This is a genomic window from Thalassobacterium sedimentorum (assembly GCF_031127905.1).
Taxonomy (GTDB): domain Bacteria; phylum Verrucomicrobiota; class Verrucomicrobiia; order Opitutales; family Coraliomargaritaceae; genus Thalassobacterium; species Thalassobacterium sedimentorum.
This window is the reverse complement of the sequence record NZ_JARXIC010000006.1, coordinates 23,629-48,766: the sequence shown is the minus strand read 5'-3', so window position 1 is coordinate 48,766 and position 25,138 is coordinate 23,629. Positions and strand designations below refer to the sequence as shown.

Sequence of the window (25,138 nt, the reverse complement as noted above, 5' to 3'; positions counted from 1 at the left end):
TGATCAATTACATTTGAAATTTTAACCTACCGCCTGATGCAGCACACCACGAAACGCTTCCCCCCTGAACAACGTAACTTTACGCAAAAAACGAATGCCGGATTTGCGTTGACGCTAGCACTCAGTTTAATGGCCTTTGTATTGATTCTGCTGTTGAGCATCACAACGCTCACGCGAGTCGAGACGCAGGGCTCGCAAATGATGCTGGCGCAAGTGCAGGCGAAACAAAATGCGCAACTTGCCCTGCAACTGGCCTTGGGTAACTTACAGCAGCATACAGGAATTGACCAAGTTGCTACGGGTCCTGCGGAATTGAGTGACGGTGCTTCGCCTCCAACGCAGGCGCACTGGACCGGTGCATGGCGACGTCGTTCCGGGGTCTCGACCAACCCGCTGGACCCAAGCTATCAAGCGCATCCAGTTGAAACTCCAGTCTGGCTGGTATCCAATGATGCGTCCAGCCCACTACTCCCATCCGATACGCTGCCGACACCAAGTGCAAATGCGACTTCAACCACGCAGTGGCTATTGAAAGATGCTGTCGAAACATCGGAACAGCAAGTTATAGTACCATTGCAGGAGATTGTCGGCAACTCTGATCAAATCGGAGGCAAATTCGGATGGTGGGCTTCGGACCAAAGTCTCCAAGCCAAAATAACGCTCATTGACGCAGATGTGGTTGCAGACGAGTCAAGCTTAAGCCCTTCTTTTATCGTTTCACAACGAAATGGTATCGAAAATTTCACTAACGATCCATTTTCCTACACTCCCAATGATACGCAGCTTACGACTGTGTTTAGTCCAGATCAGTATCAGCTATTAACAGGGGTATCCGATGCACTCGCGAGCCATTATCATGATGCAACAACCTATGGATATGGTTTGGCTGCAGATACTTTGAATGGCGGGCTCAAGCGCGACTTAACTGCCCTGTTCTTTGGTTCCAACACGATGGTTGCTGATATGCTCAGTGCGGGCAAGCTAGTGAGCTACGAAGGTAATCGTGTCGCTAATTATCCACTACAACCCGGACAAAGTATCTCAAACTCAAATTGGGTTAAGTCCCCAACCTGGCAATTGCTTGATTCATTCGCAGATTTAAGTGATGCGATTGACAACTCAGGCAATATCAGCCCTCGCGTGCCAGCGGAAGATCAGCATAAGGCTGGTCCAGTATTACTCGCCAGTTCACTGGAATTGACTCCATTCAAGGAAGAAAGACTGGACTTGGGAGTTCCTACCGATGAGTATGACATACGTTTAGACTTGGAGTTTACAGCGATGCTATGGAATCCATACGACGTCACGCTGGCCCCCTCGGATTATGAAATTGAATTTTTCATTGTCGAAAACGGTTCCAGTATTGCAGCTGGCGACACGTCTCCGATTCGCAATACTAACTTAAGCCTCACTCAGAACGGTGGCAGCGGCTTGCACTTGCCGCTGGATGAATTCAACACGATTAGTCGTATTCAACCAGAGGCGAATCGCTACGAATCGGGGATAGGCTTAGTCTTTGCTGCGCCAAACGTTTCACTGGAACCCGGCGAAATCATGCTTCTTTCCATCGATGATAGTAGTGATGAAACGGAATATAATCCAGCCAACGGACTGCCCACTTTAATCGAGGATATTGCGCCCACTCGCAATCGTGTATTTATTAAACACGGAAATGGAACTGGATTGACGGAGGCTGAAATCGATGGCGAATGGCGTATCGCAAACACAAACCCCAGCAATCATTCGTCGACTGCTAACATCCCCTTCCTACATAGCGCTGGCATACGCACGGCTGGGAGTGCGATTGGGCAGATCGATGCCTACTACCATCAGATATCCAGTGTAAAAACAATTAATGGGCAAATCACTTTCAAAGTGAATGATTCCAATAATCCATATCATCAACCTGCCACAGATGCCAGTCCAAGTAACGACGATCAAACCTACCAACTACACTTTCAATACTCCAACAATCAAAGTAAGACGCGCAGCATTCGCTGGCTAGCCAATTACGATCCTACGGCTACATTGGCCAGCAAGGACTCACTTGATCTGACTACAGATTCAAATGCCTCTTACGACTATACTCGTGACCTCGAAGGTTATGATTTTTATAGTCGTCGCCGTTCAGATAACCTTGCGCAAAAATTCCCGACAGGTACTGCTTTCATGCCAGCTGATGGTGAACTGGACCGTGTTATTTTAAGAGATTTACCGGACTCTGAGCAACAGTTGCTATCCATCGCACAATTTCAACACGCCAACTTGCACGATCATAGTTATGGAGCGCCTTTTTTAGTGGGTAATTCAGATGTTGAAGTTCGTCTTCCAGATACCGCGCAAGTCGCACGCCTGGAGGGAGACCTTCCTGATCCCAATTATCGCAATAATGTTGATCGAGCATGGTTACTCAATAGCGCGCTCTATGATCGCTTTTTCTTCTCTAGTGTGACCAGTTCTGGAAACTTGGAAAGTGTGAATCATCGCATGCTGCCGGTCAACCCTAGCAGTGCCGACCTCAGGGACTTTGAAAAAGCATCTTCCAATCTATATATTGACGGTGCCTTCAATGTGAATTCAACTTCTGTCGAAGCATGGAAGGCAATCCTTAGTGGTCGCAATCAGTTGCCAATGGATCCAAGCACAGGCAGCTCAAGTGCCAATGAATTACAAAACCCATTCTCGCGTCTAAGTCATCCAAGCGCCACCTCCAACCTAAGTTCAATGGATAACAAATGGAACGGTTTTCGTGAGCTCAGTGAGAGTCAACTTGATGATCTGGCAAATGCGATAGTCGACGAAGTTATTGAACGTGGTCCTTTCTTAAGCCTTTCCGACTTTGTCAATCGACGCATCGACAGCGATCATCGAGTGGGCTTGAACGGAGCCATACAAAGTGCGATCGAACAAACCGCATCCATTAATTTGGATTTCGACGACATCAATAATGACAACGAAGCTGACGACGTAGATCCGGATCGCATTCCACCCAACAAAATGATCCTTGAAGCTGCCAAAGGCAATCGCAACGAGAATGCAACTGCCTGGCTAAAGCAAGGAGATGTGCTGCAGGCAATTGATGCGTTTATAACAAATCGAGGTGACACTTTTACCGTCAGGACATATGGAAACCAGATCGATCCAGTTAAAAATACTATTATCGCAGAGGCATGGTGTGAGGCTGTGATTCAGCGGACTCATGAGTATGTCGACAGTACAAATCAAAGCCATGAATTACCTTATCTAGTCAGCTCCCCAGACACTCTTAATCCTGCCTTGTCTGACATCAACCAGCGATTTGGTAGACGCTACAAAATCGTAAGCCTACGTTGGCTCACTGAAGACGAAATATAAAGACACATTCCATGACCTACCGCTCCATTTTATTTTTTCTGCTTTTCATAGCCACTCAGTCGGGACTCATGGCTGAGAACTTCTCCATCCGTACTTTTGGTCGCAATCTCAGTTCGGATGCCACTTTTTGGATTAGTTCAAACGGTGAACGTAAAGCAATTCAGGTCAGTGAACACAGCTTTTCCGACTATCAGAATTATGTCGGTTCTGCAAACCTCGCGCTGTATCGTGACCGTGAGTCCGAAACACCGATCACTACAATACAACTTCCAGTCGACCATAAGAAACTACTTTTAATTTTCTTAATTGACGAAAATAATCGAACAAAAGTCATTCCCATTCGAGAGGTGCCGTTATTCAACGAAGCTGGTTGGCTCTATCTAATTAATGCGACGAATCAGCCATTGGTCGCTTCGGTCAACGAGGAACGCGCATTACTTGAAGCATGGAATTCGAATCATTTGCGCTTTCCAGATGTTAAAAGGATACGGGTTCTACTTGGGGCGAACGACGGTCAAGAGTGGAAGATTGCCATTCGCTCAAATATACGACTGGGGAGTGCCGCCGCACGTAAACAACAGAATGTGTTTGTTTTCATTGTACCACAAAGATCCAGCGAGGAGCGGCAAGCGGCGAAGGGAGCCCTGACTTGGTTTACCTTTAGAGAAACCATCGCTCCTCCGGAGCCAATTGCAGAAAACAATCAGGAGTAATGACCCGAATATAAATGGGCGAAGTTGTATTCAATTACGTAATTACTCAATAATTGCTTGATCAATACAAAGATGCAATTAAGCCTAATTAACTAATACCTTAATAATAATAACAACCTACCCCATGAAAACAAAACATACACAACTAGTAACATGCCTCCTCGCAGGCTTCGCCCTTAACGCAAGCGCTGCAGAATACATCCTAACCTTGGGAGGCTCCGGCACCGACCATCGCCATGCAACTGGTGTTGCCCCCTTTACTGATGACGTTACCACTGCTGGAACTTTTGACGATGCCTTCGACAGCACACTCGGTTTCTCCGCCGGCACAGAATTCCTTACTGTTGGTTATGCGAATAATGCCCCAGCTGGACAAGTGCGGCGTGCCATGATGAAGTGGGACTTGAGTGTGTTAGATACGGCTGGACTCACATCTGCCAACGACATCCAGTCCGTAATTTTAACAGTCGGGGTGTCTCAGTTCACCGCGGAGCCCTATAGTAATCTTTGGGTGGGACAAGATCTCAGTGTTTCTAGTGGCACCAATCCAAGTGCAGCTGACTTCAATGAAGGGTTCATTAATGGCTTTTTTACCGGAATCACAGCAGCTGACGTTAACAATACAGCTGAGACTGTATTTAACATCGATATTACAGATTTCGTTCGCAACGACTTTAATAATGACGGCGGCAATACACATACGACCCTCATATTCTATCTCGAGGATGAGTATGCTGAATTCTCGAAAAACACAGCACAGTACAAAATTGGAGCTTCGGGCGCCGTAAATAGCACGAAACTCACCATTACCACTGTGCCTGAACCCTCTCAAATGGCTGTTGGGCTCACGGCATTGGGCGTGGTTGCCTACACCTTTATTCGCAGACGACACGCTTAACAGGCACATGCTTATTGCTCTCTCATAATCAAACAGTTCTAATCTAAAGCTGTTTGTTTGTGGGAGACTAAAGTAATGCCGACAAGGCACATAATGAAAAAGATCTTACTGCTTACATTCATTCTCCTATCGCTACACGCACATGCGGCCATCACGACCTTAACGCTCGACGGTCTCGGTTCAGGACATGCTGGCAAACATCGCCACGGAACGGGGCAAGATACGGGCAATGATGGGAAATATGATGCAGTCATGCATCATGGCGGAGGGACGCCTTTGCTGGCTGTTGGCACGCAGAACACTGCTGCGGGTGAAATTAGGCGTGCTATGATCAAGTGGGCTCTCCCGGCAAGCATAGACAACGTAGCCATCACCTCAGGTTCGCAAATCAAATCTGTTCAACTTCGCTTGCATATTGATTTCACCACCCAACGTCCTCCATCCGATTTGATGCTTGGTCAAAATTACTCCTTCAGCCGTCTAGTAAATCCGAGTACATTAGACTTTGAAAAAAGCGTTGTTAATGCCTTTAACACAGGTGTCACCCCACATCAAGCAACTGGCGAAGTGATCATCGACGTCACGCATCTCGTAAAGACACAATATAACCAAGGGCCCGAACGACACATTGCAGCGTTCATTTTCTTTCTGGAAAATGAAGCCGAACATTTTGCAGATACAACGGCATTGTACCTCATTGGTGCATCTGGCGCTCCGACTCCGACGACGCTGACCATTGAAACTTACTGAACACACCGCAGCACCGATGAAACTGCATCAGGCAATGGTTTTCGCGTTGACCTTATTCCTCTCTCATTGCCTGAGTTCCAGCGCGCGCCCCAATATCATATTTATTTTTAGTGATGATCACGCCGCACATTCGATCGGTGCATATGGTGCAAGCATACGCCCCACGCCTAACTTGGATCAACTCGCTCAAGACGGCGCAATTTTCCTAAACAATTTCTCTAACAATGCAATCTGTTGCCCTAGTCGTGCTGCAGTATTAACAGGGACGCATAGCCAAATCAATCAGGTGTATACCAATTGGAACGGCTTAGATCCGCGCAAGAATATTACCTACCCCGAGGTGCTTCAGGCAGCCGGCTATCAGACCGCGCTCTTTGGGAAGTGGCATCTTAAATTCAATCCTACTGGTTACACGGACTGGATGATTTTTCCCGACCAAGGAGACTACTACAACCCCACTTACAAAACAGCTCATGGTCATGTCCGACACGAAGGCTATTCAACTGATATAACGACTAATTTGGCCATTGAATGGTTGGATAAACAACGAAATCCAGAACAACCATTCTTACTCAGTATACAATATAAAGCACCGCATCAAGATTACATGCCGGGGCCCTCTGAACTCGAAAGAGGCGACTACACGCACATCGAATTCCCTGAGCCCGCCACCCTGCTGGATGATTACACGTCACGCTCACCTGCGCTGGGCAATGCAACGCAATTCTTCATACAAAACTGGGGCGGCATATCAGAGCACAAACTTACTTTGGGCCAGAAATCAGCGTTCAAGTCGGTAAACAAGTCCATCGGCCGCATGAATCGGCAGCAATTAGGTATTTGGAATCAATACTATGCTACCATCGCAACCAGCGACAGTTACACTGATCCACTTAAACGCACACGCGCAATTTACCAACGCTTCATCAAAAACTACTACATGACGGTGGACGGCATCGATCGTAATATCGGCCGTCTTCTCCACTACTTGGAAGACAGATCCCTGGACGAAAACACACTCATTGTCTATTCTTCGGATCACGGCTATTTTCTAGGGGAGCATGGTCAACGCGGTAAGCGCTGGTTCTATGAGGAAAGTGCCCGCATGCCACTGATCATGCGTTGGAAAGAAAAAATCGCCCCCGGCACACGTATAGAGGCACTCACCCAAAACATTGATTATGCCCCTTTTTTCGCAGATATTGCACACACTAGCATGCCTAAAACCACGCAGGGCAAAAGCTTTCTGCGATTGCTTTCTCAGCCGCTGGCCCCCCGATGGCGCGAAGCCATTTACTACACCTACTTCCAACCCAATCAGGGGGTCGAACCGCATGAGGGAGTCCGCACGCAACGGTACAAATTGATACACTTCTACCAACTGAATGCCTTTGAACTTTATGATTTGGAAAACGATCCGAATGAAATAAAGAACTTATATGGCAGCGTTCAGTATTCCAACCTGCAGACTAAGTTGAAGCAAATTTTAGATCAACAACGTTCACAATACAATGCCCATAGCTATGACACATTGATTCGTGAAAATATTGAATTTCGAACACCGAAAGAAACGGTCCAATCATACAACAGTGTCTCATATCCAGTCAAACTACCTTAATAAATGCATCAGCGACTTCTACTCATTTTATGCAGCATTCTTTCGTTCGTATCGCAAGCAAAACTCCAAGCTGGTTTTACATTCTATAGCGGTTTTGAAAGCCTGCAAGCCGAGTATGCGGCAGGTGATGCTAAAATACAAATTAGCGATCAATTGCCACTTATCGATCTTGTCACTTTCCCTACTGGAAAATTCGGAAGCGGTGTTCAATTGGCACCGAATCAGTGGTTACGCATTGCTTTGGATCAAAACGTTTCATTCGACCAAGGCAGTCTTTCATTCTGGATCCAGCCGCATTACACCATCCCCGACTACGACCGCGCGAACCGCACGGCGGAACAGTATCTATTCGCTTTCAACACGCGCACTGGTGATTGTTTTGAGCTCAAAATCGTCAATGATAAAAACAGCTACCTGGCGCTCACATTAGGATCAAATAAGTCCAATCGTCGCACCTTGCGCTATCCACTCACAACGCCTTTAAACCAATCTGAATGGTATCCAATTACAGTGCGATGGCAACGCAAGTCCACACTTACAATTGAAGCCGCGGGGCAAGCGCCACAGAATTATACTGACTTTTCGATGCCAGACATCCCTGAAGAAATGGGCCATGACCTGTTCATAGGTTCAAATGCAGATGTCCTCATTTTTCGCCGATCACTGCAATCTTTTGATGGAATTATAGATGAATTGAAAATTTCGAGTCAAATGGATCAGGACATGAGTCAGTTCCCTAAAATCACGCCTGAGAGCGTACCGGAGAAAATCCCGGATTTGACTTGGCTCACTGAAAATGCTGCACGCCAAATTATACGAATCGTCCCTCAGCAGAAAAGTACATTCAAGAAATCACCAGCACTGGTAGAGCTCGATATCAAAGAAGTCTCAACTCGCTCGCCTGCTCAGCGTAATCAACTCATTAAGACCTTCCGTCTAATACGGTATAACGACAATGGAATACCGATACCCTACGATACAAAAATCGAAACTGAAGAAAAATACAGCCACCCCTTTTTGGCTACATTTGATGATCTCGATCGTAGTAAACTAACCTTACGCTTTAACCATGCGGGCTTAGAACCTGCTTGGTATGGTCTCTATTACGATTTCGATAATGAGTCCAGTCAGCACTCGCCAATGCAGATTCCAATGATTGGAAACGGTGAAAAATTGCGAATTGGCGACAAAAATAGTATCGGCCAATTTAGTGCTGGTATCAGTGGCGGTTTTGACGTCGCAGACTTCGATGGTGATGGTGACTGGGACATCTGGGCAAATAGTGGTACGCACTTCGTCCGTCGCGGATTCGATTTGAATTATGGCAACTTTTACTACGATGGCTTAGCTAAGAATACAGGCCTTCCTGATTTAGTAGATGCGCCCACTCGTGTTATCAGTCGCAATTCATTAACTGGTTCGATTTCAGGCAACACCACTCCATGTATAGGTGATTTAAACGGTGATGGAAAACTGGATGTACTATATTATGGTCACTCAACCCATGAATGGTGGGAACTGGAAATGGTACACGGCAAGCCGGAAATCGTTAAAATTCATAAACTGAATCTAACTGCGGCGCCCAGTAAGCGTGAAATTAAAGTCACACTTTACGACTATAATAAAGACGGGTTGCTAGACATTGTGACTGGTTTTATGCGCCTCAATCCGGTGACCAATGATCCACTAAAACCAGAAATACTCCATGTGATACTCAATATCGGAAGCGTACGAGAGCCAAAATTTGATAATGAGAATCCGCTTAAAATAAATTTACCAGATAATGGTGATGGTGAATGGCAGTACAGTTTCATTGATCTCAATAACGATGGGCTCGACGATATTCTTTCGGCTGGCTTCAATACGCGTTTCTTTACTTACCTCAATACAGGTAGCGCAAAGGCCCCCATCTACACAAACCGCAAACAATTGCGAACCTTTGATGGGCATGAGATTTATACCCCGCAACAATTAAACTATGCACGTGTCGTTGACTGGGATCATGATGGTGATGTCGATATCCTATTTTCAGGCGAAAACACGACGATGGGGCTACTGGAAAATATCGCTGAACCTGATGGTCCGGCACAATTCCGGCAAACGACTTGGATACAGCAACAACAACCAGTCATCGACGCAGGGAGTCTTGCCATACCTGCCCTAGCCGATATCGACAGTGACGGCGACTTGGATATTATTGCTGGAAATTCAAATCCTCACTTATATCTATTTGAAAATCATGGTGATACTGAGCGTCCTTTTTGGGGGCATCGCAAACGTATAGAAGCGGCCGGGAATCCCATCGATCTGCGCCCGGGGCCAGTTGGGTCATTACAATCAAAACACGAGAATGATTGGGGATATAATAATCCAGAGGTCGCTGATTGGACTGGTGACGGACTGTTGGATATCGTTGCGCAGGGTAACCGGATGGACCATATTTTATTTAAGAATATTGGAACTCAAAGGGTGCCCTACTTCGCGCGTGGCGAGCAACTAATGCTTGATTCCGAAGGTGCCAATGTACCACTCCCACACGGTTTTCCTTACATCCCCACGCCTGGTAGTTTGATCACGGTGCACCGCTCACGCCCGGCAATGGTGGATTGGAATGGAGATGGCTTGATGGACTACGTTGCATTGGATTCAGAAAGCCAATTCCGAGTTTATCTGCGTAAGCAGGATGAAGATGGCACGTTGCGACTGACGCTCGGGCATACTTTGAGTTTACATGGTAATCATGATCGAGCGATTGCAATAGTTCGAACACCTCCTGAAGAATGGACCCGCCCTGGCTATGCTGGGCGTACTGTAATTAACGTGGCAGATTGGGATGGGGATGGCGATTATGATATCGTCCTGAATAATATTAATGCGCGACTTTACGAAAATGTCTCAGGGAATGTTGAGAATGCTCAGTTCGAGGACCGAGGTAATTTGGTTCAAGAAAGACTCTCTGCACATAATGTTGCACCCGAACTGGTGGACTGGGATTCGGATGGGTTACTAGATTTTTTTCTTGGGACTGAAGAAGGCCAAATATACTTCTTTAGTCGTGCATACATAGAACATGGAAACCTACCTTATTCATTGTACCCGGAAGAGCACAGGCACTAAATATACAAACTGGAGTTAGGTGTACAATCCTCTGATAGTGCTTCGGGCATACAAAGAACCTGAAGTAAAAGCTATTATTATCTAGTATGGGCATCGAACTTGCTCGTTATTGTAATCATAGACTGCAATGAAGCGATCTTTGAGCACTTAAACATACTATATTTATTTAACCAATCGTCAGCTGTGATAAGAACAACAATTGCGGCGTCGACGAAAGCTACCCTAGTTGAATGGCTCCTATGATGGGGGCACAACTTTTGCAAAAAATGGCCCTTCTAACACGAGACTGTAATTGCACGCTAAATGACTTCAATGCTTTCGCCAACAATGTAATTACGTAAATAGCCAACACAATTACTTGATAATTACAAATCCGGGGATCATTATAAAGTAACAATTTAAACTGGCACTAAATAACCACCTAAAAACGAAAAATAAATGAAACAAACACTAATCACCGCACTCCTGCTAACGGGCGCAGCCGCAATTACTAGCGCTGAGACCTATATAATTAACATGGATGGTGGCACGGGTACGCACCGTTATGGCACCGGCAAGGATGCCTTGAATGATGATGTATTTGAAAGCACATTAGGATCCAGTGTGACAACGGAATATTTAGGTGTAGGGTATGCGAATAACGATGATGGCGAAGTGCGTCGTGCCATGATGAAATGGGACTTGAGCATACTGGATGAAGCGGGGCTGAGTTCTTCCAGCGATATTCAATCAGTAATTTTGACGATTGGTGTCACTCAATACACCTCGGAGCCCGATAGTGACCTTTGGGTGGGGCAGGATCTCAGCATCACCTCAATATCCAACCCAACCGCAGCTGATTTTAATGAAGGTTATGTCAATGGTTTCTTTACCGGTGTCACCGCTGCTGGCGTTGAGGCAGGTTCTGAAACGGTATTTGACATCGATATCACCGATTTTGTTCGCAATGATTATGACAATGATAATGGCGATACCTTCACGACCCTAATCTTCTTCCTGGAAAATGAGGATATCGACTTCACTGACCACACCGCTCAGTATCGGATCGGTGCGGGCGCAGCGGTCAATGTTCCCAAACTGACAATCAGCACCATACCGGAACCTTCGCAATTCATGCTCGGGCTCGTAGCGTTGGGTACGGTCGCAATAGCCGCAACACGCCGTCGCCGCAATTGATGCGATGCGCCCTAGCGCGTTTAATAATTCCACACTCTACAGCAGCTCCGTAAGGGAGCTGTTTTTTTATATATGCTAACTTAAATGCCAGGGCGTTAGCCATCGGACGAAATAATTACCGGGTTAATAACGACTGAAATCTCGCGCGAAATCTGTGGATTTCGAATCTTCCACAGCAATTGATCCGCGGCAACGCGTCCCACCACATCATAACCAAAATCAACCGTCACTGGTGCTGGATGCAGTCCCCGTAAATAGCTCGTGTAGCCGCCGCATGAAATGACTGTGACATTCGGACGATCAAAAAATCCGTTGGCAATTAGAAACGGATACAGGCTCGCAGTCAACCAGTCTGCCGGGATGAATAGCGCATCAGCAGCCAATACGTCAGCCACAATCTCATCCCATAGGTGCGCCCATGCCTCCCTCCCCGAGTCCGGGGCAAGTCGCGAGCTCGAATGAATACCAACCTCTAATTCCAATTCACGTGCTCGCGCTTCGCAGGCACCACCGCGAGCCACCAGAGCATCAGCTTCTCGATCTGGGTTGATGATAAAAACCTTCTTATAACTATGTTCGGCTAGGTATTCTGCAGAGATAACGCCTGCGCGCCGATTTCCCGCCAACAGAAAAGGTTTACCATGTTCACGCCGCGATGTCATCCAAAGGCTCGTCACCCCGGATAAGTGTCCGCATACTTCCGCGCTGACATTTCCGAAATAAAACACTCCGTCGATTTCACGATCTCGTATGCTCTGCGGTAATTTTTGAACCGACATCCCATCGGTCGAAATTAAAACAGCGATCCCTTCCTCCGCGAATCGCTGGCAAATTGGATGTACTTGCTTCAGAAACACTTCTGAAGCATGTAGAAAACCATCTCCCGCAACAATGATGGCAACCGTATTATAATACACCCCCAAGCTAACTGCGGTCTTCACCTTAACTTGATTGCGCCCGCGAAGTTTCGGCCGTTCACCCATCTCATCGACAATTTGTTGGATTTGAGCGACGCGACTCTCTGATACGCCGGGGAGTCCATTGAGCGCACGTGACACCGTGGCGATCGATACGCCCGCTTTTTTTGCAATTACGTCAAGATTTAGCTTAGCCATAGCGCCATTAAACAAACTCTATGGTGCCAGTAAAGCGCAATTAAGCAGTATAATTCAAAAGTGCGCTCTGATCTCACAAACGACAAAAGAAGAGAAAAAGCATAGCTTCTCACGACTTGCCAGACCTGACGATGAGCCGCCTTCAACACACATAATCGACATTGGTAGAGTAGACATGATTTATCAGGTGCAAGCTCTGCAAAAAAAAACACCACAGGAGCTGGTTCTTGGTCTTTTTTTTTTGCGTAATTACATTTTAATTACTTGATTTGCGATAAGATCTCATTCACTTGTAACATAAACTCAGCTTTTCGCCATTCATAGGCTTCCGCTCATATAACAATGTGGCAACGTTCATGCTTAACAAGCCACCCTTCCCCAATACACACGATGACCATCTCTCGTTTACTTTGCCTGATAACAACAATCTTCCTCGCATCGAATTTAGTTGCAGAGGTTATATTCTACAGTGACTTCAATGATGGATTCACCGCAAGTATCGCCCGGGGAAATGCTACGCCGGTCATACACGATGACCTGAAACAAAGTGATGCTCAGGCATTGCGAGTACGGCCCAATCATTTCCTACGTTATGACGCGAAGGACAATATCGAACCTTCCGAGGGAACCTTGCATTTACGATTTAAACCAAACTTCAACGGCACAGAAACAGCCCCAAACTATAGTCAAAAAGCGCAGCATTTATTCGGAACTCGCCTGCGTTCTGGCCCTTGGATAAATGCCTATATTGATTTATCCAAGGATGATACACCTGCAGTTGTCTTTGCCATAGCCGCAAACACCTCAGGGGCAAAGAAGCTGCGTTTACCGTTCATTCTTGAAGAAAACAGATGGTATACGCTCATTCTGCGCTGGAAGCACGATGGTAAAGTCTCCTTACAGCTCGATCAGGCAATTCAGAGTGAACCTGCAGATGGCATGGTGCCAACTGTACCATCCAGTTTCTTAGGCGATTTATTTGTAGGTACGAATACGAAACAAATCCTACGTGGACCTTATGGCGATATCGGCCACTTCGATGGTTGGGTTGACGATCTAATCATCGATAATCAAGTTGATGCAGACGTGACGACAGTCATCCCTCCCACTAAAGTTGTATCACATCCACTGCCTCAGCAGCCTTGGCAGCTCGAGACTCATAATCGACGCCTAAGATTCCAGCTGCAAGACCTCGGATCGCAAAAGGGCACGTCACCAATTAAAGCAAAAATTACACTGAACGATGAATGGTTAACGCTCTCGAGTGCACAAAAGCGCGCGGCGATTCGTTCTTTTCGACTCATTAACCTGGAAACTCCTGAGACCCATCATCCATTCAGAATCGATGATTCTTTCTATTGGACGAACACTGGCACGTTACGCTGGAGTCATTCAGCGAACGCATCGGCGAATTATGCACTTTATTACGATTTGAATGCGGCGGACTGGGAATCTTCCCCAAAGTCGATCCCAATGATTGGCAATGGCGATCGACTTATGCTTGGAAAGAAAGATGAAATACACTTGCTCAGTGGTACGCTACGTGGTCATTTACAAGCATGGGATGCAGATGGTGACGGCGACCTGGATCTTTGGTTTCAATACGGAGATTTACGTGAAACCAATGATGAATTTCGCTCCGGCCATTACTACTACGAGAATTTAGGCCCCGAAAAGCCCAACATCTACGCCGCCCCTCAATTAATCATCCGCCATTACCCTCCTTATGTAGAGCTGAAACGGACCAATCGCGCCATGCTCGGAGACCTAAATCGCAACGGCGCGCCCGATCTGTTGCTAATCAACTCAACCGGTGCGCAATGGAGTGAATTCGAAATGCAGGCGGGACGACCTGTGATTACAGCACACCATCAAATCCACCTATCCAAAGAACTTCGAAGCAAAGAACCGCATCTGATCGACTGGGATCACGATGGTAACCTCGAATTAGTACTCGGTAATGAAGTTTACAGATTTGAAATGCAGAATGACAAGCAACTGATACTCAACCCCACTCCAATTGCCATCCTAGAACATCAAAGTGAATCAATTCTAGCATTTGTTGACTGGGAGAACGACGGTGACTGGGACATTATCAGCGAGGTAAAAAGAGAGGTAAAGGAAATGCCCTATCGCAATGGACGTGGTGGCAACATTCAGCGCCTCACGATTCCGACTGTAGAAATCAATGACGGCAGCAATAACTTCGCGCCCCCGGTAGAAGTCAAACTCTACGACGGTCACGAAATCGATATTCCTGGAGTATTCTTTGCTCCGACCTTTGTCGACTATGACAATGATGGCGACCTTGACATGCTTTGGTCCAATGACCGGGCAATGATTGGCTACAATGAGAACATCAGCTTCGACAGTCTCCAAACTCCGCTGTGGCGTCCCACCACCTTTCTACAGCAAGAGGAGCGATCCTACTTGGACCCAGGAGCCCTCGCGGTTCCCGTTTTTACCGATTGGGATGACGATGGAGATCTCGACCTCATCATCGGCGCCGCACATGAACATATTGAGTATTTCGAGAATGTTGGCAGTCAAGCAGAGCCCATTTGGCTAGAATCCGAAAGAATGATGGCTGACAATGCAATTATTTCCTTGCGCGCTGGCCCCTACGGCTCACATCAGGGTCCGCAGGAAAATGACTGGGCTTATACTCAACCTAAAGTTGTTGATTGGAATGGCGATGGGCTCAAGGATCTAATCGTTAGCGGAATTGATGGGCGACATCGTTACTTTAAAAATATCGGTCAAAAGGGTCGACCCAAGTTAACGCGCTGGGAATTTCTGGAAGTGGATTGGGGCGACAAGACTCCTCAATTCCCCGATTGGTTAAATTATGACCTTGAGGGGCATGAATTGGTGACTGCACACCGCAGTCAACCGGAGATTATAGACTGGGATGGTGATGGACAGCTCGACTACATCACACTCGACCACACCAATCATCTTGCATTGTATCGAGGTCAGGTAAGTCATGCCGGAACGCTGCGGGTATTACCGGGTGAACAAATATTTAAAATTGATGCGCCCTATCGCCATATCGTTTACCTGGCTCAAGCCAGTCCAGAAGAAAACTACTTCAAATCAAAGTTAAACTTCTTTTACTTCGGACGCACGAGCACTAGCTTAGTGGATTGGGATGGTGATGGAGATCACGATCTAATCTGGAACAATCTAAATAGTCGCCTGCTGGAGAATGTGAGCGATGATACGCACCCGGAGTTTCGTGACCGCGGAAATCTCCTGCAGGAACATTTAGAAGCACACAACAATACACACGACGTTCTTGATTGGGACGGCGATGGGAAGCTCGATCTATTTATCACGACAGAAACTGGTGCTACGCATTACTTTAATCGGAAATATATCGACCAGCAAGTGCCGCAGGTTCAAGCCAGTAAAGTTGAAGTGAAAACTAAATAGTTCATAGCACTTAGCCTTCGGACTCCAATACAAGATCAAATCACTCTCCGACCAAAATAAACTTCATAAAACCATGAAATTGTATTTCTTTCTATTATTCAGTGTGCTGTCCGTATGCACAGCTGAAACACCCAATATTGTATTCCTATTAACCGATGACTTAGGTTACGGAGATCTCGGATCTTACGGGAGCGAAAACGAAACTCCGAATATCGATCAATTAGCCCGCGATGGCATTCGTTATACAAACTTTTATGTGAATGCTCCCGCCTGCTCAGCTGCGAGAGCTGGCTTTTTAACTGGAACCTACCATCGCAGAAATCGCGCTCAATCCGTCTACAATCCAGACCTAAATGAGGAAAAACATAGAGGACTAAGCCTGGGCGAAATCACCATCGCCGAGCTGTTAAAGACCCGCGGCTATACCAGTGCATGCATCGGCAAGTGGCATCTAGGCGACCATCCACATTTTCATCCGCAGGCACAAGGCTTTGATTACTTTTATGGACTTCCTTATTCCCACGACATGTGGCCTGAGCATCCAACCCGAGAATTCCCTCCACTGCGCCTTATTCAAAACGATACGATCATCAACCATAACATTGTTGAAAATGACCAAAGAAAAATGATCGATGCACTCACGCAAGAGGCGATTGATTTTGTTAGTGAGAATAAAAAAGCGCCCTTCTTTTTATATTTGCCATATCCCGCACCGCATACGCCACTCTTACCCGATCAACGTTATCTCGGCAAAACAGAAAAAGGTCTCTATGCAGACACCTTGCTTGCGATTGATGAGTCCGTAGGTCAAGTAATCGCTCATTTAAAGGAATCCGGGTTGGAGGATAATACCATTGTTATTTTCAGTTCCGATAATGGCCCATGGCGTATGTATGGTACCCATGGCGGTTCATCTGGTGGGCTACGCGAAGGAAAGGCGACCTGCTGGGAAGGCGGTATCAAAGTGCCGTTGATCGTCAAATGGCCTAAGCACATTCAAGCGAATACCAGTTTCGAACAACCCGTGATCAACTTGGATATCTTACCAACAATTGCGGATATCGTCGATTATGATATAAAAGAGATCCCGCACAAAATTGATGGCTGGAGTATATTAGATACTTTCTATGGAAAAGAGAACTTTGATTTGGAACGACGTCCGCTGGTATTTTATTATCGATCGCAATTGAGAGGGCTACGCTTAGGTGATTGGAAACTCATGCCGAAGCAGACCTACTTCAGTATGAACCCACCGGAAAAGGAACCCGATAATCGAGGTGCGCCCGGAGTGTACAATAGAGTCGCGATGGAAGATCAGCTATTTGATCTGTCGAAAGATCCAAATGAACTGAACAATGTGATTGAGCAATACCCGGGCATATATCGCGACCTTACAAAAATTGCGAATCACTACCGTCAGCAACTAGGCGATATCACTACCGGCGACAAGGGGACACAACGTCGTGGAGGTGAAAACTATATTGAAGAATAAACAACCGACTGCCCACTCTGGTTGCCTTAAAATAACTGGCGAATTCAACGCCGTAAAATACAATGAATTTACATATACTCGACTACCTAGTCATTGCCGCCTACTTTGCAACCACGATTGGCATTGGTATTTATTGCTCACGTAAGAACACTGACACTGAAGAGTATTTCCTCGGAGGACGTTCGTTCCCTGGATGGGCAATCGCACTCAGCCTAGTTGGTACCACGATGAGTTCAGTGACTTTTATAGGGCACCCCGCAGACACATTCAAAACCACAATGATTCGACTTGTGCCAGGACTAGCGATGCCCCTGGTTGTCATTGTTTCAGCCTATCTATTTCTTCCCTTCTTCCGCAAAGGTACCATCTCATCAGCCTATGAATATTTAAAACTACGCTATAGTGCTTCAGTTTCTTGCTATGCTGCTACGCTTTTTTTCTTATTACAACTGATTCGTGTGGCGAGTATTCTTTTCCTAATCTCATTAGTCATCCAGTCTGTCACAGGCCTTGACTATGTACTTTGTATGATTGTCGCCGGAGGGGTCACTGCACTGTATACTGGAGCTGGTGGTTTCGGCGCTGTTATTTGGACAGATGTGTTTCAGACAATCGTACTTATCAGCGGTGCATTTATTATCGTGGCGATTGCAGCGTATTCCACTGAAGGTGGTTTTTTGAGCTTACTCGAAACTGCTCAAGCTGGACATAAACTGTCTTTCTCGGCAGACCTGAACACGGATACGGGAGCGATTGAACCACTTGCAAAAGGTTTCTCTCTCTCGGAAAGAACCATGACCATGCTGTTTATTATTGGCATCGTTCAATTCCTCACAAACCAATTCGACCAAACTAATGTGCAACGCTGGTGCTCAGCTAAATCTGCCAAGGAGGCAAGAAAAGCAATTTTAATATTGGGCATCATTGCAGTTCCGATTTGGTATAGTTTTAAATTTGTTGGTGCTATCTTATGGGCATTCTTTCAAAAAATGCCGGATCCTATTGCCACTGAAATTCTTAATGGGACTAGAAAAGCGGAAGAAATTATTCCCTACTACATTGTAGAATACATACCAGCTGGCATCGCCGGCGTACTGATTTCTGGAGCTCTGGCCGCAGCAATGTCTTCGCTTAGTTCCAGTATTAATTCGGCTAGTATGGTGTGGGTTAACGACATCTATCAGCCCTACATCGCTAAACAGCAATCCGATCAACATTATTTAAGAGTCGGCTTTATCGCTGCCGGCGTCATCTCCTTGTTCATGATTATTGGTGCCTATTGGTTCTATGTCGCTGACAATAAAACCTTTAATGACATCGGTTTAATTTTAATTTCCGTCTTTGGCGGCGGTTTATTAGCAGTCTATTTGGTCGGAATCTTTTCAAGACTAGCAGATGCGCGGGCCATTTGGATCGCCATAGCTGGGAATGCTGCGTTTACTGGCTATCTGCTACTGTCGACTCGCGGAATCATTCCAGTGGACTATACCTTAAAAATCGACATTTATTATGCCGCCCTTTGCGGCAATACGATCACGTTACTACTTGCTCTCGTAATCGGATATTTCCTACGCCCGAAACAAGATCTCAAGAATTTAACCGTATGGGATCAGGATGACAAACCGCTGGTTTAATAACATGCTAATAAAAATACTAATTCCCGCGCTAGCATTCATTGCAGCTTCATTCTCAAATCTATTTGCGGCACCAACAGTAAATGTACGTGATTTCGGAGCCATGGGGGATGGATTGACTGACGATACAATCGCCATACGCGCGGCCTTGGAGGCATCGTCCAATATATTTTTCCCCGCAGGAACCTATGTGTTATCAGACGGCATTCAATTGCCTGCCGGTGCTCATATCCGCGGTGAAGGTTCTCCGCGCCTAGGCACCTTTCCAATGATTGAGGATGACAAACGTTACCTGCGTCAGGGCCTTAAGGATCAATTACCAGGCACCACTCTATTATTCACAGGCAAAGGTGCCCAGAGTACGATTCTGGAGAATCGTAGCGACCGATTTAACGAAGTGCGCTACGCATTGGCTACAGCGACAAAACATCCCTTTCACATCGAAGGCTTGGCCATCGCCTTAGACGTTAACGTCATTGGATCCAATGGCCGGGTCACCAAACCTGAGGATGATAATCGTGCCGATTATGACGTCGGGCTATTAATCGATGATGCTGGTTTCAGCACAGTTCGGGATGTTTGTGTCTATGGCTTCTACAAGAAAGCAGGCTTACTCATCAGTACACGTGGAATCGGAGGCAATCCTGATTATGTTACGTTTTGGAATTGTAGTTTCATGGGCGACGTTGGAGTAGCCTTATTAGGTGATGATGCTCCGGGAGATCGTATCACATATGGCCTGAGTGGAACGCAGTTCTATGGATGCAATTTTTTTGCTAACGATCATCACTTTCGCTCTTCTGAGCAGTTTGGAACGACGGCAATTCTAATCGATGGGCACACGAATGCCAAAAATGCGGACATCAACGGACACTATTTCTTTGGTGGTAGTGTCAGAACTTACAGCGCGAATGCTGTGACTTTAAAAGCTGCATCCAATGTGGTTTTTTATGGTACCATTTTTGAGTTACCAAAAAGTAATTGGGGTGGCATTGAATATGGAGAGTCTGACAATCGAATCACTGGAACTGAAGACACTCGTGATGTATCGTTTTACAGTTGTCGTATGCACTCAAAGGGGCTGGATGAACTCGGTCGATCGATGACGAATGGGAAATTATTCGTGGTACAAGGACACTATGGAGACATTTCAGTGCAATCAAATGGTGCTATTGCACGACTATATGCGAACTCAAACAAAGAAGCCATCTTCCAATTGTCAGATAAAAATAACAGTGCGTTCACTGGTTGGAATTTCCGTTTTAACTCTGACAAGCGTGAACAACTACGCCTAACTTTTGATAGTAAGGAAATTGCCCGATTTGAATCCGATGGAAAGTTCATTGTTGATTCCACCGATACCAACATGCAAAAGAAAGACGTCGCGTCCAGCCTGGGAGCAACTCAACAGGTTATATTGAATGATGGTCATATCTCAGTCGATTCTGCAGTTGTTGCTATTGACAATGAACGTGGTGGCAACGCATTGCGGGAAATCACCGGTGGTTCTGAAAACCAGTTATTAGTGCTAAAGAAAACTCCGAATGCGGCCACTTTCTCAATTACATCTGGAAGAAATATCTATCTAAGCGAATCATTTAGAATGCGGTCAGCTACAGACCGGCTTACACTCATTAAAAATGACGATGGCTGGTATGAAATCAGCCGTATCGGAGGCAAAAATTGACTTATTTATTTCAAGCAATTCTACCTACATTAGAGACGCAAGGTGCTGACTGTCGCTAAAAGCGTGAAGGCATAAAATATAAGAAGTAACCACAAATTTGTATTCAATCATCATGCAGCATCTAACACGAACTATCTTATCCAGTTTTATTGGGTTTCTGTTGTTAACACCACTTCAAGCCGAACTTTGGCTGCCTGCTATCTTCAGTGATAACATGGTGTTACAACGTGAAGCACCTGTCCCCATTTGGGGATCTACGATTGCTGGCTATAGTGTTTCAGTGGAAATTGACGGACAAACAAAGTCCACCACAGCAAATTCTGAAGGTAAATGGCGAATCGACCTGGATCCGATTCCTGCTGGTGGTCCCTATACTCTGGCCATACAAGCGAATGAAATAGTCAAACGTTTTGAAAATGTTCTAAGTGGAGAAGTCTGGATTTGTTCTGGTCAATCCAATATGGCCCTCGGAGCTAAAAGAAGTTACGATTGGGATTTAGAGCGTTTGGTGACTCACTCACCTAATATACGAATACTCACAATTGGACAGCAAAGCGCAGAGAGACCATTGAACGATTTCAAGGGAGAATGGAAGCTAAGCACTGATCAAAGTTTAGAGGATTTTTCAGCAGTTGGCTATTATTTTGGGCGACGCCTCCATCAAACATTAAATGTTCCCATTGGGTTGATCGATAATTCATGGGGTGGCTCTACTGTCGAAGCATGGCTACCGAGGGAAACTCTTGACGCAGATTCGATGTTCAGTCCACTCATGAACTGGTGGGACCGGAAGATGGCCGCTTATTCACAAGAAGATTACGATGCAGATGTCGCTGCAGCTCAGACGAAAATCGCGGCTTGGGAGGCCGGCGGTCGCCAAGGGGCGAAGCCTAGAATTCCCCGCGATGATAGAAATGGTCAGAAACGCCCAGCTAATCTATATAATGCCATGGTTCATCCAATACTGGGCTACGGTATTAGAGGCATGATATGGTATCAAGGAGAGGCCAATACTAAGCGTGCGTATCAGTATCGCGAACTGTTTCCCTTACTCATACAAACAATACGTCAACGTTGGGGCCTAGGCGATTTTCCATTTTATTGGGTGCAGTTAGCTGATTACCGCGATGAAAAAAGCGTTCCCGTGCAAAGCGAATGGGCAGAACTACGTGAAGCTCAAAGTTTAACCTTGGAAAGACTCGATAATGTCGCTCAAGCCATCATCATAGATGCTGGCGAAGGCCGTGATATTCACCCCCGCGACAAGCATACAGTCAGCGAACGCTTAGCACGTATCGCACTTGCAAGAGATTATAACTATAATCTCGCTTATCAAAGTCCTCAAATGCAATCAGTCGAATTTAAAGACGGACAGGCTTTAATTACCTTCGAACATGTCGATGGGAGTCTGTATACATTTGATGTAAAACAACCACTTGGATTTACCATTGCAGGTGTAAACCGTAAATTTGTTTGGGCCGAAGCAAAGCAAATTGGAAGCAATAAAATACAGGTTTGGAGTGACGAAGTGCCGAATCCTGTTGCTGTCCGTTACGGATGGGCAGACAATCCAATCGTCAATGTCTATGACAGAGCCGGATTGCCGCTAACACCATTTAGGAGTGATGATTGGCCGGGAATCACAGCGCATACAAAGACGCCTTAAGTAATCGAAGCATCAATTACTTGACAATTTAATGCGATGCCTATCGCCGTATTGGACTCAACACAGACCGCTGTTTGAATTCAGACGTACAGCTTAAATGCGGAATAAGTCTTCTCTTCGATCGTCCCACGCGCTCAGTTTCGAACGAACTTGATCCACCGATCTGGGATCAATCTCAATATCAAGAAGAGATTCGTTTTCATCGGCCTCCAGCACGATCTCACCCCATGGATCCACGACCATCGAGTGACCAAAGTATTGAGTTTTATCCACGCTACCATGATGACCTTCAAGTCCGCATTGATTGACAGCAACGAAGTATGTTTGGTTTTCAATAGCACGTGCCCTTACCAATGTACGCCAATGATCCAAGCGTGGATGTGGAAATGCAGCGGGTAAGATGTGCATAAACGCACCCGATGCAGTATTACGCCGGAACAACTCAGGGAAGCGTAAATCATAACAGATTGCTGCTGCAATCGTCCCAAAATCGGTAGCTACGGTGATGCACTCATTGCCCGCTTCGACATGCTGTTCTTCGCGAAATAAAGTAAACAAATGTAACTTGCGATAACTCGCTAACAGCACACCATTTGCATCGAAATAACAAAAACAATTGGCTGCATTCCCGCTCTCTGTTTGCTCTAAAAAGGAACCACATATTGCCAGTGAGTGGGAACGGGCAATAGTTGCCACCGCATCAATAATTTTAGACGCCGCTGCCAAATGCTCCCGATTATAAGACCAATCAAAGCCTGTGGTGCACATTTCTGGCAAACACAGTAAATCGACACCAGCGGCTGATGCTGTTGTTGCTCGCTCTCCGATTCGTACGAGATTCTCTGCTGGATTAGCACGGGCGACTTCGAACTGAGCAAGTGCGAGTTTCATACGATTCCCTAAGTTTCTATAGCAGCCTCTCTAGGCCTTCTTAACAAATTCAGATTTCAATTTCATTCCTCCAAAACCTTTGATCTTACAATCAATATCATGATCCCCACCAACCAGCCGGATATTCTTCACCTTGGTTCCAATCTTAAGTGTCGACGAAGTGCCCCCAACCTTAAGGTCTTTAATCACGGTGACGGTGTCTCCGTCTGTAAGCGGTGTACCAAAGGCATCACGATATTCAACAGTGTCCTTTGACGATTCCTCCAAAGATTCCAGCGTAAACTCATGCCCGCAGTCAGGGCATACGATTAAACTACCATCTTCATAGGTATATTCAGAGTCGCACTTGGGACAGTTTGGTAATTCAGACATTACATTACCTGAAGCAAAGATGCATAATGAGGCAAGCATCGAAATGTGCTGAAAATCACCACATCACACCTGTGATGTGAACAGACACTCCATTTTTCTCCACAGTTCATTTGCTCTGCTATAAAAAATAGTTAGCCATACTCCTATGAAACGAACCAGCGCATACATACTGCCCATCTTGCTTTCCATCTTCACCATAGCTGAAGCCAATATACGCTTAGAGAGCTTTGATTACCCCTTCACTGTAAACAACTACCTAGTCGAGAGTCAGCAACAAAGCCTCGAAATGAGTTATATGGATGTCGCTCCCCGGGGCGAGGCGCTAGCAACGGTATTATTGCTACACGGTAAAAACTTTTCAGGCGCCTATTTCGAAGAAACCGCCCGCGCTTTACTACAAGAGGGCTATCGTGTAGTCATGCCAGATCAGATTGGATTCGGGAAGTCTTCAAAACCTGAAAATTACCAGTATAGCTTTCAGCAATTAGCGCAAAATACTCGGCAGTTACTAGAGTCGCTTCAGATCCAAAAGGTGCACGTGCTCGGACATTCTATGGGAGGGATGATTGCCTCGCGTTTTGCTTTAATGTATCCGGAAATGACCACAAGTTTGACCTTGCTGAACCCGATCGGACTGGAGGATTGGAAGGCTAAGGGAGTTCCTTACGTATCAGTCGACGCTTGGTATCAATCTGAATTGAATAAGACGCCGGAAAAAATCCGAGCCTACCAACTGGATTCCTATTATGATGGCCAATGGAAGCCAGCATATGACGCCTGGGTTGAATTATTAACGCTATTTATTCAAAGCCCTCAGTATGCTCGCATGGCATGGAACCAGGCACTTACCTATGACATGATCTATACGCAGCCGGTCGTCCATGAATTTGATCAAATTGCAGTGCCTACCCTATTAATTATTGGTCAACGGGATACAACTGCGCTGGGTAAGAATTTAGTTTCAGAGGAAAAACGTGCCACACTCGGCAATTACCCGCAACTTGGACGATTGGCTCACGCGGCAATCCCGGACTCGACACTGGTGGAACTCGAAGGTCTTGGACATTTACCACAAATCGAAGCATTCGCTCGCTTCTTTCCACCCTATCTAGAATTTCTAAAAACTCATAATTCATATAGTGAAGAGCGCGCTGCCCCAGCTTCACAACAAACAGCTGCACATTGATCAATTCCCGTAGGTAAGTATAAATTGACTCATT

General features: G+C 46.0%; 16 protein-coding genes. 13 read left to right on the top strand and 3 right to left on the bottom strand.

The genetic code is table 11. The features are described 5' to 3' along the window. The first annotated feature begins 36 nt into the window (after nucleotides 1–36). The 7 genes from QEH59_RS05050 to QEH59_RS05020 all read left to right on the top strand — a co-directional run bounded on the left by QEH59_RS05050 (nucleotide 37) and on the right by QEH59_RS05020 (nucleotide 11,626). Entirely contained in the window at nucleotides 37–3,354 is a 3,318-nt protein-coding gene (locus QEH59_RS05050) for a hypothetical protein (RefSeq protein WP_308984268.1), read from the top strand. 11 nt (nucleotides 3,355–3,365) lie between these two features. Next, on the top strand, nucleotides 3,366–4,067 hold the full coding sequence (locus QEH59_RS05045; RefSeq protein ID WP_308984267.1) for a hypothetical protein: 702 nt from the start codon (nucleotides 3,366–3,368) through the stop codon (nucleotides 4,065–4,067). A gap of 124 nt (nucleotides 4,068–4,191) precedes the next feature. Then, a complete protein-coding gene (locus tag QEH59_RS05040) occupies nucleotides 4,192–4,965 on the top strand; it encodes a hypothetical protein (protein WP_308984266.1) in 774 nt (257 codons plus the stop codon). A 93-nt stretch (nucleotides 4,966–5,058) separates the two neighbouring features. Then, on the top strand, nucleotides 5,059–5,715 hold the full coding sequence (locus tag QEH59_RS05035) for a hypothetical protein (RefSeq protein ID WP_308984265.1): 657 nt from the start codon (nucleotides 5,059–5,061) through the stop codon (nucleotides 5,713–5,715). Further along, nucleotides 5,702–7,333, top strand: coding sequence for a sulfatase family protein (locus tag QEH59_RS05030; protein WP_308984264.1), 1,632 nt, complete (start codon nucleotides 5,702–5,704; stop codon nucleotides 7,331–7,333). The genes QEH59_RS05035 and QEH59_RS05030 overlap by 14 nt, the downstream gene beginning before the upstream one ends. Before the next feature lie 3 nt (nucleotides 7,334–7,336). Further along, nucleotides 7,337–10,450, top strand: a complete 3,114-nt coding sequence (locus QEH59_RS05025) for an FG-GAP-like repeat-containing protein (protein WP_308984263.1) — start codon at nucleotides 7,337–7,339, stop codon at nucleotides 10,448–10,450. Nucleotides 10,451–10,888: 438 nt separating this feature from the next. Continuing rightward, nucleotides 10,889–11,626 (top strand): PEP-CTERM sorting domain-containing protein, encoded by a 738-nt coding sequence (locus QEH59_RS05020; RefSeq protein WP_308984262.1) that lies wholly within the window; start codon nucleotides 10,889–10,891, stop codon nucleotides 11,624–11,626. A gap of 95 nt (nucleotides 11,627–11,721) precedes the next feature. Here the strand turns inward: QEH59_RS05020 and QEH59_RS05015 are convergent, their stop codons facing one another. After that, complete coding sequence (locus QEH59_RS05015; RefSeq protein ID WP_308984261.1) at nucleotides 11,722–12,741, bottom strand: LacI family DNA-binding transcriptional regulator; 1,020 nt, start codon at nucleotides 12,739–12,741, stop codon at nucleotides 11,722–11,724. A 390-nt stretch (nucleotides 12,742–13,131) separates the two neighbouring features. Here QEH59_RS05015 and QEH59_RS05010 point away from each other — a divergent pair, with 390 nt between their 5' ends. The 5 genes from QEH59_RS05010 (at nucleotide 13,132) to QEH59_RS04990 (ending at nucleotide 22,655) form a co-directional block, all read left to right on the top strand. Further along, entirely contained in the window at nucleotides 13,132–16,176 is a 3,045-nt protein-coding gene (locus QEH59_RS05010; RefSeq protein WP_308984260.1) for an FG-GAP repeat domain-containing protein, read from the top strand. Between the two features lie 73 nt (nucleotides 16,177–16,249). Further along, the gene (locus QEH59_RS05005; protein ID WP_308984259.1) at nucleotides 16,250–17,668 is read left to right on the top strand and encodes a sulfatase-like hydrolase/transferase; all 1,419 of its coding nucleotides are present in this window, start codon (nucleotides 16,250–16,252) and stop codon (nucleotides 17,666–17,668) included. A gap of 62 nt (nucleotides 17,669–17,730) precedes the next feature. Beyond that, on the top strand, nucleotides 17,731–19,302 hold the full coding sequence (locus tag QEH59_RS05000; protein ID WP_308984258.1) for a sodium:solute symporter family transporter: 1,572 nt from the start codon (nucleotides 17,731–17,733) through the stop codon (nucleotides 19,300–19,302). 4 nt (nucleotides 19,303–19,306) lie between these two features. After that, nucleotides 19,307–20,989 (top strand): glycosyl hydrolase family 28-related protein, encoded by a 1,683-nt coding sequence (locus QEH59_RS04995; RefSeq protein ID WP_308984257.1) that lies wholly within the window; start codon nucleotides 19,307–19,309, stop codon nucleotides 20,987–20,989. Nucleotides 20,990–21,101: 112 nt separating this feature from the next. Then, nucleotides 21,102–22,655 (top strand): sialate O-acetylesterase, encoded by a 1,554-nt coding sequence (locus QEH59_RS04990; protein WP_308984256.1) that lies wholly within the window; start codon nucleotides 21,102–21,104, stop codon nucleotides 22,653–22,655. Between the two features lie 93 nt (nucleotides 22,656–22,748). Here QEH59_RS04990 and QEH59_RS04985 read toward each other — a convergent pair whose 3' ends face one another. Together QEH59_RS04985 and QEH59_RS04980 are read right to left on the bottom strand one after the other, a co-directional pair. Continuing rightward, nucleotides 22,749–23,546, bottom strand: a complete 798-nt coding sequence (locus QEH59_RS04985; protein ID WP_308984255.1) for a nitrilase-related carbon-nitrogen hydrolase — start codon at nucleotides 23,544–23,546, stop codon at nucleotides 22,749–22,751. Between the two features lie 30 nt (nucleotides 23,547–23,576). Then, nucleotides 23,577–23,918, bottom strand: a complete 342-nt coding sequence (locus QEH59_RS04980) for a zinc ribbon domain-containing protein YjdM (RefSeq protein ID WP_308984254.1) — start codon at nucleotides 23,916–23,918, stop codon at nucleotides 23,577–23,579. A gap of 145 nt (nucleotides 23,919–24,063) precedes the next feature. Between QEH59_RS04980 and QEH59_RS04975 the strand changes: the two genes are divergently transcribed. Next, complete coding sequence (locus tag QEH59_RS04975) at nucleotides 24,064–25,104, top strand: alpha/beta fold hydrolase (protein ID WP_308984253.1); 1,041 nt, start codon at nucleotides 24,064–24,066, stop codon at nucleotides 25,102–25,104. Nucleotides 25,105–25,138: the final 34 nt, after the last annotated feature.

Coding starts and splice junctions, on each gene's coding strand:
- QEH59_RS05050 (WP_308984268.1), top strand. CDS start 37: ATGCAGCACACCACGAAACGCTTCCCCCCTGAACAACGTAACTTTACG.
- QEH59_RS05045 (WP_308984267.1), top strand. CDS start 3,366: ATGACCTACCGCTCCATTTTATTTTTTCTGCTTTTCATAGCCACTCAG.
- QEH59_RS05040 (WP_308984266.1), top strand. CDS start 4,192: ATGAAAACAAAACATACACAACTAGTAACATGCCTCCTCGCAGGCTTC.
- QEH59_RS05035 (WP_308984265.1), top strand. CDS start 5,059: ATGAAAAAGATCTTACTGCTTACATTCATTCTCCTATCGCTACACGCA.
- QEH59_RS05025 (WP_308984263.1), top strand. CDS start 7,337: ATGCATCAGCGACTTCTACTCATTTTATGCAGCATTCTTTCGTTCGTA.
- QEH59_RS05020 (WP_308984262.1), top strand. CDS start 10,889: ATGAAACAAACACTAATCACCGCACTCCTGCTAACGGGCGCAGCCGCA.
- QEH59_RS05015 (WP_308984261.1), bottom strand. CDS start 12,741: ATGGCTAAGCTAAATCTTGACGTAATTGCAAAAAAAGCGGGCGTATCG.
- QEH59_RS05010 (WP_308984260.1), top strand. CDS start 13,132: ATGACCATCTCTCGTTTACTTTGCCTGATAACAACAATCTTCCTCGCA.
- QEH59_RS05005 (WP_308984259.1), top strand. CDS start 16,250: ATGAAATTGTATTTCTTTCTATTATTCAGTGTGCTGTCCGTATGCACA.
- QEH59_RS05000 (WP_308984258.1), top strand. CDS start 17,731: ATGAATTTACATATACTCGACTACCTAGTCATTGCCGCCTACTTTGCA.
- QEH59_RS04995 (WP_308984257.1), top strand. CDS start 19,307: ATGCTAATAAAAATACTAATTCCCGCGCTAGCATTCATTGCAGCTTCA.
- QEH59_RS04990 (WP_308984256.1), top strand. CDS start 21,102: ATGCAGCATCTAACACGAACTATCTTATCCAGTTTTATTGGGTTTCTG.
- QEH59_RS04985 (WP_308984255.1), bottom strand. CDS start 23,546: ATGAAACTCGCACTTGCTCAGTTCGAAGTCGCCCGTGCTAATCCAGCA.
- QEH59_RS04980 (WP_308984254.1), bottom strand. CDS start 23,918: ATGTCTGAATTACCAAACTGTCCCAAGTGCGACTCTGAATATACCTAT.
- QEH59_RS04975 (WP_308984253.1), top strand. CDS start 24,064: ATGAAACGAACCAGCGCATACATACTGCCCATCTTGCTTTCCATCTTC.